This is a genomic window from Bradyrhizobium sp. (genome assembly GCF_016219575.1).
Taxonomy (GTDB): domain Bacteria; phylum Pseudomonadota; class Alphaproteobacteria; order Rhizobiales; family Xanthobacteraceae; genus Bradyrhizobium.
Window position 1 is genome coordinate 350,917 of sequence record NZ_JACRMG010000009.1, and the last position, 11,911, is coordinate 362,827.

8 protein-coding genes are annotated in these 11,911 nt (G+C 64.9%); 3 read left to right on the forward strand and 5 right to left on the reverse strand.

The window, feature by feature from the left end; genetic code table 11:
• The first annotated feature begins 29 nt into the window (after positions 1-29).
• Complete coding sequence (locus HZB49_RS06710; protein WP_291609722.1) at positions 30-2,369, forward strand: Tex family protein; 2,340 nt, start codon at positions 30-32, stop codon at positions 2,367-2,369.
• 8 nt (positions 2,370-2,377) lie between these two features.
• Here the strand turns inward: HZB49_RS06710 and glsA are convergent, their stop codons facing one another.
• From glsA to HZB49_RS06735, 5 genes are all read right to left on the reverse strand, one after another.
• A complete protein-coding gene (glsA, locus tag HZB49_RS06715) occupies positions 2,378-4,222 on the reverse strand; it encodes a glutaminase A (RefSeq protein WP_291609723.1) in 1,845 nt (614 codons plus the stop codon).
• Positions 4,223-4,243: 21 nt separating this feature from the next.
• Positions 4,244-6,307, reverse strand: a complete 2,064-nt coding sequence (locus HZB49_RS06720; protein ID WP_291609724.1) for a TRAP transporter permease — start codon at positions 6,305-6,307, stop codon at positions 4,244-4,246.
• 42 nt (positions 6,308-6,349) lie between these two features.
• A complete protein-coding gene (locus HZB49_RS06725) occupies positions 6,350-7,513 on the reverse strand; it encodes a TAXI family TRAP transporter solute-binding subunit (protein WP_291609725.1) in 1,164 nt (387 codons plus the stop codon).
• Between the two features lie 58 nt (positions 7,514-7,571).
• Positions 7,572-8,735, reverse strand: a complete 1,164-nt coding sequence (locus HZB49_RS06730; protein ID WP_291609726.1) for a TAXI family TRAP transporter solute-binding subunit — start codon at positions 8,733-8,735, stop codon at positions 7,572-7,574.
• Between the two features lie 160 nt (positions 8,736-8,895).
• On the reverse strand, positions 8,896-9,117 hold the full coding sequence (locus HZB49_RS06735) for an acetyl-CoA carboxylase biotin carboxyl carrier protein subunit (protein ID WP_291609727.1): 222 nt from the start codon (positions 9,115-9,117) through the stop codon (positions 8,896-8,898).
• 130 nt (positions 9,118-9,247) lie between these two features.
• Between HZB49_RS06735 and HZB49_RS06740 the strand changes: the two genes are divergently transcribed.
• Both HZB49_RS06740 and HZB49_RS06745 read left to right on the forward strand, forming a co-directional pair.
• Positions 9,248-10,219 (forward strand): IclR family transcriptional regulator, encoded by a 972-nt coding sequence (locus HZB49_RS06740; RefSeq protein ID WP_291609728.1) that lies wholly within the window; start codon positions 9,248-9,250, stop codon positions 10,217-10,219.
• On the forward strand, positions 10,149-11,708 hold the full coding sequence (locus tag HZB49_RS06745; protein WP_291609729.1) for a carboxyl transferase domain-containing protein: 1,560 nt from the start codon (positions 10,149-10,151) through the stop codon (positions 11,706-11,708). Before HZB49_RS06740 ends, HZB49_RS06745 begins: the two co-directional genes overlap by 71 nt.
• Positions 11,709-11,911: the final 203 nt, after the last annotated feature.

Here is an 11,911-nt window from a genome sequence, read left to right on the forward strand (position 1 = left end):
GTAACCGCGGCCAGTTGGAAGGTTTTTGCGTGGCAAACATTCATGGCAAGATTGCGCAGGAACTCGGCGTCCGCGAGCAGCAGGTCGAAGCAACGGTCACGCTGCTCGACGGCGGGGCCACGGTTCCGTTCATTGCCCGTTATCGCAAGGAGGTCACCGGCGGCCTCGACGATGCGCAATTGCGCACCCTCGAAGAGCGCCTGACCTATTTGCGAGAGCTCGAAGCGCGCCGCATCGCGATTCTCGATTCGATCCGCGAACAGGGCAAGCTCGATGCGGCGCTGGAGGCCTCGATCCTCGCCGCCGACAGCAAGGGCCGTCTGGAAGACATCTACCTGCCGTTCAAGCCGAAGCGCCGGACGAAGGCCGAGATCGCCAGGGAAGCCGGCCTGGAGCCGCTGGCCGAATTGCTGCTGACGCAGCCCGGGAACGATCCGCAGGCCGTGGCCGCAGGCTTTGTCAATGCGGACAAGGACGTCGCCGATGTGGCCGCCGCGCTCGAAGGCGCGCGCGCGATTCTGGTGGAGCGGTTTGCGGAAGATGCTGATCTGATCGGCCAGCTCCGGGAAGAGATGTGGTCGAACGGGCGGATGATCTCCACGGTCCGCCGCGGCAAGAAGACCGAAGGCGAGAAGTTCAAGGACTATTTCGATTTCAGCGAGCCGCTGACCAGGCTGCCGTCCCACCGCATCCTCGCGATGTTTCGCGGGGAGAAGGAAGAGATTCTGGAATTGCAGATCCAGCCGGAGGCGGAGCCGGTGGCTGCGGGCGCGACCAGTGCCCATGAGCGCAAGATCATGCAGCGCTTTGGCATTTCCGACCAGGGCCGCGCCGGCGACAAGTGGCTTGCGGAAACGGCTCGCTGGGCGTGGCGCACCAAGATTCAGGTGCATCTCAACATCGACCTGCGCATGCGGCTGTGGACCGCGGCGGAAACCGAAGCGGTGCGGGTCTTCGCCTCGAACCTGCGTGACCTTCTGCTGGCCGCGCCAGCCGGCGCCCGCGTCACCATGGGGCTCGATCCCGGCTACCGCTCCGGCGTCAAGGTCGCGGTGGTCGACGCCACCGGCAAGGTGGTGGACACCGCGACGGTCTATCCGCACGAGCCGCAACGGCGATGGGATGAAACGCTGGCAACGCTCGGCAAGCTCGCTGTCAAGCACCGCGTCGATCTCATCGCGATCGGCAACGGCACCGCCTCGCGCGAGACGGACAAGCTGGGGACCGAGCTGGTCAAGCTGCTGCCGGATCTGAAAATGTCGAAAATCGTCGTCTCGGAAGCCGGCGCTTCCGTCTATTCGGCCTCGGCCTTCGCATCGGAGGAATTGCCCGACCTCGACGTCACGTTGCGCGGTGCGGTGTCGATCGCCCGGCGTCTGCAGGACCCGCTGGCCGAATTGGTCAAGATCGATCCGAAGGCGATCGGCGTCGGCCAGTACCAGCACGACCTCAGCGAGTCGAGGCTGGCGCGTTCGCTCGACGCCGTGGTCGAGGATTGCGTCAATGCCGTCGGTGTCGATGCCAACACCGCTTCGGCGCCGCTGCTGGCGCGGGTATCGGGGATCGGTGAGGGGCTCGCGCAAGGCATCGTGCAGCACCGCGACGTCAACGGTCCGTTCAAGTCGCGCAAGGCGCTGAAGGATGTGCCGCGTCTCGGCCCGAAGGCGTTCGAGCAATGCGCAGGCTTCCTCCGCATCAATGGCGGCAGCGATCCGCTCGACGCCTCCGGCGTGCATCCGGAGGCCTATCCGGTGGTCCGGCGAATCCTCGAAGCGACGCGGAGCGACATCAAGGCGCTGATCGGCAATGCCGAGATCGTGCGGCAACTGAAGCCGCAGGCCTTCGTGGACGAGACGTTCGGGTTGCCCACCGTGACCGACATCCTGCGCGAGCTGGAAAAACCGGGTCGCGATCCGCGTCCGGCCTTCAAGACGGCGGTGCTGAAGGAAGGCGTCGAGACGATCAAGGACCTCAAGCGCGGCATGATCCTGGAAGGGACGGTGACCAACGTCGCCGCATTCGGCGCCTTCGTCGACATCGGCGTGCATCAGGACGGGCTGGTGCATATCTCGGCGATGTCCAAAACCTTCATCAAGGACCCGCGCGAGGTCGTGAAGCCCGGCGACATCGTCAAGGTCAAGGTGCTGGACGTCGAGGTCGCCCGCAAGCGCATCGCATTGACGCTGCGTCTGGACGACGAGGTCGCGGCCAAGGGCGGCGAGAAGGCAAAGGGCGCGACGCGCGAAAATTCGCGCTCGTCATCGCCCGCGCCGCGCAAGCCGGCGCCGGCTTCCTCCGGCGGCGGGGCGCTCGCTGACGCCTTGCGCCGCGCCAGCGAGAAGACGGGACGCGGCAAGTCGGGCAGGTGAGAGGCGTCTCAATTCGACGTTAGCACGTCAATCTTGGTGTTGGCGACGATCAGGCGGTCGGCGAGCAATAGCGCGAGGTTTCGCATGACGCGTTCGCCGGCACGGGGGTGCTGCTTGCGGAAGCGCTCGAATTCCCGCAACGGGATCTCGTAGGCTGTCGCAGCCATGTCCGCCGTCACGTCGGCGGTTCGGGTCGGCTCGAGCAGCGCCATCTCGCCAAAGGCCATGCCGGCGGTCAGCGTCGCCAGCCGCACGCCGCCGGGCAGGGTGACGAGAACGGCGCCGCTGCGCAGGAAGAAGACGGAGGCGGCAGGCGTACCGGCCTCGACGATCTTCTCGCCGGCGCGGTAATGCCTGACGGTTCCGATCGAGGCGAGGTCGGTCAGTTCTTCCGTCGACAGGCCCGCGAGCAGGGGCTGCTCGGAAAGCTCGGTGGTCTCGTGGAAGTCGATCGCGCCGCCATGGCGGTAGACGATCTGGTCCTCCGCCCATTCGATCGCGGTGTCGAGGAGATAGAAATCGCGGACGTTGGTCAGGCCGCCGGTCCATTCCCGGATGATATCCCACTCGCGCGATCCGCGCTTCACCCCGGAGAGCACCACCGTGACATGGTGAGCGGCGAGTTCGCGAAATTCCTCCGCGACCAGCCGCGCGCCGGCGCGGGTCAGAGAGGTGACGCGGTGCAGGTCGAAGATGACGAATTGCGGGCGCGGCTTTCCGGCCAGCTGCCGCGAGACGTAATCCACATTGGAGAACGACAGCGTGCCGACCAGTTCGATGACTCGAACCTGTTCGTGATGTGTGGCGAGGATGTCGCGCTCGTGGGGGCGCCGGCTGCGCCGCGAAGGATTCTTGCTGATCGTGTAGTCGGCAATGATGCTGGTGCGGGCATCGTCGCTGCGGTTGAGCATATGCAGGTCGTAGTGCGAGGACAGTGACTCGCACACCCTGATGCCGCGCACGCTGTTGCCGTGGCTGTCGAGCCTGGGCGAATAGCTCCCGAGCCCCAGCCGTGCCGGCAGTGCCGCCAGAATGCCGCCGCCGACGCCGCTCTTGGCGGGGATGCCGACGCGGTAGATCCATTCGCCGGCATAGTCGTACATGCCGGACGACGTCATCACCGATAGCGTGCGCGAGATCGCGTAGGGCGTCATCACCTGCTGGCCGGTGAGGGGATTGAGTCCGCGGTTGGCGAGCGTGGCCGCCATCACCGCGATGTCGCGCGCGGTGACGAGGATGGCGCATTGCCGGAAATAGACGTCGAGCACGGAATCGACCCGGTCCTTCAGCACGGCGTTGGTGCGCAGCAGATAGGCAATGGCGCGGTTGCGGTCGCCGGTGGCGCTTTCGGAGGCGTAGACAGCCTCATCGAAGGCGAGCGTGCGCCCGGCAAAGCGGCCGAGCGCCTCGCGGATATATTCGAAGGCGTCATCGTCCCTGGCCTCGTGGATCAGGCCCGAGCAGGCGATCGCGCCGGCATTGACCATCGGGTTGAAGGGATGGTTCTCGGCATTGAGCCGGATCGAGTTGAAGGGATCGCCGGAAGGCTCGACGCCGATCGCGCTCTCCACCCGCGCGGCGCCCAGCGTGTCCAGCGCCAGCGCAAAGACGAACGGTTTCGACATGGACTGGACGGTGAAGGGGACCTTGCTGTCGCCTACTTCGTAGACGTGGCCGTCGAGCGTGGCGAGGCTGATGCCGAAATGGGCAGGATCGGCCTTGCCGAGCTCAGGGATGTAGTCAGCGACGGCGCCGTCGTCGTCGGCCGAGAATTTGGCGTGGCATTCGTCAAGAAACCGCAACAGCGGCGGCTTCGAGCCGACCCAGGTGCCATTGGCAGCGACGGTTTTCATCGTCTCCGTTGTGCACCGCAATCACGGCACGCGCAACTGGCTCGCGACCAGGGTTTGCCGGCGTATCAGGAACGTCGCGACTAGGGCTGTGGGAGCCAGGATCGCCAGCCCGAGCGAGGTGATCTGCATCTGCGACAGCGGCATGATGCCGCCGCCGGGCGTCGCCACCACGAAGCCGCCAATGATCAGCAGCACGCGCAGCGGCCATTCCAGCCAACCGGCATGACGGAGATCGCCGACGAAGACCTGGTAACCCTGGATGCCGCCACAAATGAACAGCGTACCGAAGGCGGCCAGTCCCATCAGGCCGAGGCCGGCGAAATAGGGGCTTTCCCCCTGCAGCACCAGCGCCGGGTTCAGTACGAAGAAGAACGGGATGAAATAGATGATGCTGCCGACCCACATCGATTCCCAGCCGGTCTTCATCGCGGGCGACCCAGCGATGCCGGCAGCGGCGAAGGAGGCGATCGCGACCGGCGGCGTGATCGAGGACAGCATCCCCCAATAGAAGATGAACATGTGGATCGCCATCCGGTTAAGCCCGAGCTTCTCCAGGGCGGGCGCCACGAGGATGGCGAGGAAGATGTAGCAGGCCGTGGTCGTCAGCCCGAGCCCGAGCACCAGGCTGGTAAACGCGCACATCACCAGCAGCAGCAGCGCGTTGTCGCCGGCAATCCGCAGCAGGTCGTTGGCGAGGCTGGAGACCACGCCGGTCATCGAGAAGGCGCCGATGAGCAGGCCGCAGCCGGCGAGAATGCCGACCAGCTCGACGAAGGTGCGTCCGTTGACTTCGAGGAAGCGGTTGATCGTGGAAGGCGTCCAGCGCGTCTCCTTGGAGAAGAGCTGGTTCAGCACCAGCAGCAGCGCGGTGGCATAGAACGGAGCGTGGCTTTCGCGCTTGAAGTGCAGCAGCATCACGATCAGGAGCGCGATGACGAAGATGTAGTACCAGCCTTCCTTGATCGTATCCCAGACCTTCGGCAGCTCGGAGCGCGGGATGCCTTTCAGGTTGTGGCGGGCGGCGTAGGAATCCACCTGCATGAACAGGCCGATGTAATAGAGCGCGGCGGGGATGATCGCGGCGACCGCGACCTCGGCGTAGCTCACGTTGAGGAACTGCGCGATCACGAAGGCGGTGGCGCCCATCACGGGCGGCGCCAGCACCGCACCGGTGGAGGCGCAGGCCTCGATGGCGCCGGCATAGGAGGCGCGAAAGCCGCTCTTCTTCATGACCGGGATGGTCATGGTTCCGGCGGTGAGCACGTTGGAGATGATCGAGCCGGACATCATGCCGAGCAGGCCGGAAGCGAAGATGCACACCTTCGCGGCCCCGCCGCGGAACGTGCCGCACAGCGCAAAGGCGATGTTGATGAAGAATTTCCCGGCGCCGGTCATCATCAGCGCGGTGCCGAACACCAGGAAGCCGATCACCGTGTCGGCAAAGGCCTGGATCGGGATGCCGAGCAGGCTTTCCCCGGACAGCACGTGATACGAGGTTGCCTGTTCGAGCGTCGATTCCGTGCCGCGGAACGGGCCGAGCCATCGGGCGTCAGCGAACAGCGGATAGAGGGTGAACGGCAACACGCTGAGCAGCAGGCTCCAGCCGCCGGTGCGGCGGAGCGCTTCCATCAGCACGATCCACATGATGAGGCCCGCCACGATGACATAGGTCGGGGCCCCGCCGAATTCCCAGCCGGCTTCAGCCGCCTTGCGCACAGTCCGCATCAGCACGATGGAGGAGGCGAAGGTCAGGACAAAGTACAGCACATCATACCAGGGGATGTGGTCTAGCGACGCCTTTTCCGTTCCCGGGAAGATCAGGAACGTGAAGGGCAGCATCAGTGCGATCAGCAGGTAGAAATATTCGGTGTTGAGCTGCGTGTAACCGACGAAGAACCGCAGCGAGAACTGCTGGTTGATGCAGAGCAGGATGGTGGCGGCGGTCGCCACCACCAGGGCCCAACGCCAGCCCCCGCGCAGCATGCGCACGCGCGTGACCTCGGCCTCCTGCATGTTGGCGTGGGGATCCTCGAACTCGACTTTTTTCGGCGCCGCCATGGTGGCGCTGTTGGTTGCAGACATCATTGATCCCCCGTCGCATGGCGCCTGCGGCGCCGGCGTCCTTCCTCATTCAAATCCGTTCGGCATCTTGGCCTTTGCCAGCGCCGCCGCACGTGCCTTCATCCAGCCGTCGAGGAACGCCTTGTCGTCGGAGGGTGGATTGCCTTTGTTGTATTCCGTCCAGGCCGAGGCCAGCACTTCCTGACGCTTGTAGAGAGCATTGTTGTGGGCCTCCTGCTCGGCCGTCCACTGGCCGGCTTCCTTCAGCGCCTTGACCGCGCCGGCGTGCACCGGCACCACCCAGTTCTTGGTCTGGCGGGCAGCGCCAAGTCCGGAGGCGCCGGGCGTGGAGTCCTTGTAGTCGTCGTAGCCGTCGATCATGGCCTTGGTGATGGAATGGACCAGATCCGCCGCCTGCGACGCATAGACGACATAGATCGGGTAGGGGTAGCTGCCGAGTTCGACCGGCTTTTGCGGCGAGATGCCTGCGCCGCACGTCGCGAGTAGCGGGAAGTAGTATGAGCCAATTTTGTTCATCCGCTCCCAGCCCGCTTTGTCGTTCTTGGGCAGCGGCGGCCAGACCAGGCCGCGCGGTGAGGTCTCGAGTTCCTTCGCAGGCCCCGAGATGGTGGCGCCGATGGCGGCGTCGGTGTCGTTGTTGAGCAGGCCCTTCCACATCGCGCCATAGCCTGCAAACTCGACGATCTTGACGTCGTCCCTTGTCAGGCCGCCAAAGGCGAGCACCGCGAGCGCGTTCTGGTTCAGCGCCGGCGAGCCGACAACGAAGCCGATGCGCTTGCCCTTGAGATCCTTGATCCCCTTGACGCCCGTGTCGGCGGCAACGCCGAGGGAAATGCCGTTGCAGTCGACCGACGAGAGCAGGGCCTGAAGCGGCTGGGGTCCCCAATCCCTGGCGCCGAACTCGAACACGCCTTCCTGCGCGAAGTAGGTGCCCACCCCCATGGCGGAGGCAACCGCGCGCTTGGATCGCAGCGGCGCAAGACGGGCGACGTCGTTGCCGGCCGGCAGCACGCGGACGTCGCTGCCATACTTGTCCTTCATCATCTTGCCGACGGCTACGGTGATGTTGAAGCCGGAGGTGCCGGTGTCGTAGGCGGTCATCGCCATGGTTGGCGGCAGCTTGACGTCCGCGGCGGGCGCGGGCGCGATGGCAATCAGCGAAAGCGAAGTGAAGACGGCGGGCGAAAGCATCAGTATCCTGCGGATCATGTTTCTCTCCCAAAAAGTTTCGCTATTCCTCAACCTCGTTCGGCACCCGCGTTCCTGCCTATTCGAATCCGTTCGGCATGTTGGCCTTGGCGAGTGCGGTAGCGCGGGCCTTCATCCATCCGTCGAGAAAAGCCTTCTCGTCGGGGGGCGGATTGCCCTTGTTGTAGTCCGTCCAGGCGGCGACCAGCACCTCCTGGCGTTTGAAGAGTGCGTTGTTGTGGGCCTCCTGCTCGGCGCTCCAGTGGCCGGCTTCCTTCAGCGCCTTCACCGCACCGGCGTGCACCGGCACCACCCAGTTCTTGGTCTGGCGCGCGGCGCCGAGACCCGAGGCGCCGGGCGCCGAGTCCTTGTAGGCGTCATAGCCGTCGATCATCGCCTTGGTGATGGAATAGACGAGGTCCGCCGGTTGCGAAGCATAGGTGACGAAGATCGGGTAGGGGTAGTTGCCGAGCTCGATCGGCTTCTCCTTCGAGATGCCGGCGCCGCAGGTGGTCAGGTGCGGGAAGAAGAACGAGCCGACCTTCTTCATCCGTTCCCAGCCGGCAGCATCGTTCTTCGGCAGCGGCGGCCAGACGATGCCGCGCGGCGAGGTCTCGGCTTCCTTGGCGGGACCCGTGATGGTGGTGGCGAAGGCGGCATCGGTATCGTTGTTGACGAGGCCCTTCCACATCGCACCGTAGCTGGCGAATTCGACGACCTTGATGTCCTTCTGCGTCAACCCGGCGAAGGCGAGCACCGCGAGCGAATTCTGGTTCAGCGCCGGCGAGCCGACGACGAAGCCGACGCGCTTGCCCTTGAGGTCCTTGAGCTCCTTGACGCCGGTATCGGCGGCAACGCCGAGCGTGGCGCCGTTGCAATCGACCGAAGACAGGATCAGTTGCAGGGGCTGCGGTCCCCATTCCTTGGTGGCGAACTCGAACACGCCTTCCTGCGCGAAATACGTGCCCGATCCCATGGCGGAGGCGACGGCGCGCTTGGCGCGCAGCGGCGCCAGGCGGGCGACGTCGTTACCGGCCGGCAGCACGCGGACGTCGCTGCCATATTTGTCCTTCATCATCTTGCCGACGCCGACGGTGATGTTGAAGCCGGCGGTGCCGGTGTCGTAGGCGGTCATCGCCATGGTCGGCGGCAGCTTGACCTCGTCGGCGCGCACGGGCGCGACTGAAATCAGCGACAACGAAGCGAAAGCGACAGGCGAAAGCGCCAGCACGCGGCGGATCATATTCCCTCCCCTAGTGTTTCGCTGTGCGAAACCTTGTTCTTGTTGGCTGCATTGACATCATCGCATCGTCGCGATGACCAAGTCCGAGCGATTAAACGCTCAAATCTGCGCGCGGAACAGGCAGATTGTCGCGGACGTTAGTCTAACCTCCCGCACGCACCTAGAATTCGACGATCGCAATCGCCTGTCCTTCGGCAACGACGTCATCCAGCTGGACGAGTATCGACTTCAATATTCCCGCCGCGGTCGCGGCGACCGGGATTTCCATCTTCATGGCTTCGACGAATGCAATGTCGTCACCGTCGCCGACATTGCCGCCCACTTCCACCGGAAGCGCGCATATGCGTCCGGCAACCTCGGTCACAATCTTGATCTCTGGCATTCCAGCTTCCTTGCCCTGAATGACGAACCGGCGTCCGTCGCGACGGCTTTTTGTTGTGGCCGCAGATTGCCTGAGGTAGCTTGTTCTGCAAGTGGAATTTTATTCCGCATGGCGGAATGGGAGCCATAACATGGGACGGCGCTCGGAACGGCTTAGCAAGCAGGGAATGCTCGCCAGCGATTTGTCTGGCGAGGGAGATGTGATCCAGGTGGTATCGCGCGCGTTCGACGTGCTGCGCTGCTTCGAGGGACACGAGGCGCGGCTCGGCAATCTCGAAATCTCCAACCGCTGCGGACTGCCGCGTTCGACGGTGTCGCGGCTGACTCACACGCTGACGCGGATGGGCCAGCTGGTCTATCTGCCGCGCGACCAGAAATACCGCATCGGTCCGAGCGCGGTGGCGATGAGCACCTCGATGATGAAGGGGCTGCAGCTGCGCAACCTGATCCATCTGCGCCTGCAGGACGTTGCCGAACATCTGCCTGGCACCGTCGGCTTCGTCATCCCGGACCGCTTTCACCTGGTCTATCTCGAGTTCGCGCGCGCCGCGAACGCGCTCGGCCTGCACGAGAGCACCGGCAGCCGCATCAGCATGGCGAGCACGGCGGCGGGCAGCGCCTATCTCGCCGCGCTCGACCCCGAGGTCGGCGACGCCCTGATCAATGAAATGGAGCGCGAGACGCCGGATGCGGCGAAGCTGGCGCGGTCGCGCATCGAGATCAACCGCCGCAGTCTTCGCGAACATGGCTACGTCACCGCCTTCGGCACCTGGAGCCCGCATATCAATGGTTGCGCCGTGCCGCTGTGGTCGCCGCAGTACCAGACCTATGTCGTGGTGACGATCGGCCTGCTGTCGGCGATGTATGATGAGAAGCGCGTGCACAAGGAAGTGGCGCCGCGGATGCTGGACCTTGCCGCCGCCGTCGGCGCGCTGCTCGATGGCGAGGGCGATATCTTTGCCAACCGGCTGGAGCGCAAGTCGATCGGCGTGCCGGCGCACAACAACAATAAAATAATGACGGAGGAAATGAATGGTCTGGAAGCCGGAACTCGAAGACCTCGCCCGGCGCGAAGCGTTCGCGCGCGAGATGGGCGGCGTTGACAAGGTCAAGCGACAACGCGACCAGGGCCGGCTCACCGTTCGTGAGCGTATCGACAGGATTGCCGACCAGGACAGTTTCCACGAGATCGGTGCAATCTCAGGCATCGGCGAATACGACGAAGCGGGCGAGCTGAAGCAGCTGACGCCGGCGAACTGCGTGTTCGGCCGCGCCAGGGTCGATGGGCGTACGGTCGTGGTGGTCGGCGACGACTTCACGGTGCGCGGCGGCTCGGCGGATGCCTCGATCTCGGCCAAGCCGCTGATGGCGGAGGAGATGGCGCACGATTTCCGCCTGCCGATCATCCGCGTCATCGAAGGGTCCGGCGGCGGCGGCTCGGTGAAGACGATCGAGACGAAGGGCGCTGCCAACCTGCCGGGCGGCGTCGGCGGCACGCGCTGGTACTGGTACACGATGGCCAATCTGGCGCGCGTGCCCGTGGTGGCGCTCGGCCTCGGTTCGGTCGCCGGTCTCGGCGCAGCGCGGCTGGCCGCGAGCCATTACTCGGTGATGACCAAGAATTCGGCGATGTTCGTGGCGGGGCCGCCGGTCGTGAAGCGGCTCGGCCAGGATCTGACCAAGCAGGAACTCGGTGGCGCCGACATCCAGACCCGCGCCGGCGGCGTCGACCATGCGGTCGAGACCGAGGAAGAGGCATTCGAGTGCACGCGGCGCTTCCTGTCCTACCTGCCGTCGTCGGTCTACGACCTGCCGCCGACGGTGCCCTGCACCGACGATCCCGAGCGTGCGGAGCAATCGCTGATGAAGGCGGTGCCGCGCAGCCGCCGCCAGGTCTACAAGATGCGTCCCATCATCGACGCCGTCGTCGACAAGGGTTCCTTCTTCGAGGTCAATTCCAATTTCGGCAAGCCGATCATCGTCGGCCTCGCGCGGCTGGAGGGCCGCGCGGTGCTGCTGCTCGCGAGTGACCCCCTGCATTACGGAGGCTCGTGGACGGCGGAAGCCTGCCAGAAGGTGATTCGCTGGGTGGATTTCGCCGAAACCTTCCATCTGCCGATCGTCTATCTCATGGATTGCCCCGGCTTCATGATCGGGCTCGATGCGGAGAAGTCGGCAACCATCCGCCACGGCGTGCGCGCAATGGCGGCGGTCAACCAGACCACGGTGCCCTGGTGTACCATCATCGTGCGCAACGCATTTGGCGTGGCGGGCGTCGTGCATCAGCCGGCCAATCGCTTCTCGATGCGCTATGCCTGGCCGTCGGCCTATTGGGGATCGCTGCCGCTGGAGGGCGGCATCGAGGCGGCCTATCGCGCCGAGATCGATGCGGCGGCCGATCCCGCGGCCAAGCTCAAGGAGATCGAGGACCGGCTGAACAAGCTGCGCTCGCCGTTCCGCTCCGCCGAAAAGTTCTGGGTGGAGGAAGTGATCGATCCCCGCAAGACCCGCTCGCTGCTGTGCGAATTCGCGCGCCTCGCCGAGCCGCTGCGCACGCCCGGTCCGCCGGCGAACATGACGACAAGGCCGTAGTTCCACAGCCGTCACTCGAGATGTCATCACCCGCGAATGCGGGTGATCCAGTACGCCGCGGCCTCTCGGTTCAGTCACTGGCGTCTCTGGAATACTGGGCGGATTCAACCGGTCAAGCCGGGCGATGACAGCGGAGTACGACGAAAGACATGCGCTCGCATTCTCACGGCGCGATTCTCGCCTGAGTCTTGCAATTGATCGGC